The sequence below is a fragment of the Terriglobus sp. ADX1 genome, assembly GCF_036877645.1.
GTDB lineage: Bacteria > Acidobacteriota > Terriglobia > Terriglobales > Acidobacteriaceae > Terriglobus.
The window spans coordinates 1-253 of sequence record NZ_JAEDXV010000159.1; the positions used below are offsets into that span (position 1 = coordinate 1).

The 253-nt window shown below is 62.1% G+C and carries 1 pseudogene; it reads left to right on the forward strand.

Annotated elements, in window-relative coordinates:
- Nucleotides 1–12: 12 nt before the first annotated feature.
- A pseudogene (locus tag JAO32_RS20160) lies at nt 13–253 on the forward strand (glycoside hydrolase domain-containing protein); the annotation flags it as partial.

A 253-nucleotide genomic window follows, 5' to 3' on the forward strand; every position in this document is an offset into this window, starting at 1 on the left:
CCGCTGCTCACCATCATTGACCCCGACCGCGACGCCGCCATGGTGCGCTCGCTCATCTACAAAGGCGAAGAGGGCGGCTTCCTTCCCATCTTCCCCATGTGGAACAGCTACACCTCCGCCATGGTCGCGACCACGCCGCCGTCATCATCGCCGACGCCTACCTGAAGGGCATCCGCGGCTTCGAAATCAACCGCGCCTACCCGCTCATGCGTCGCAACGCTTTCGAGCAGCCTAAGACCATCGAGGAATACAA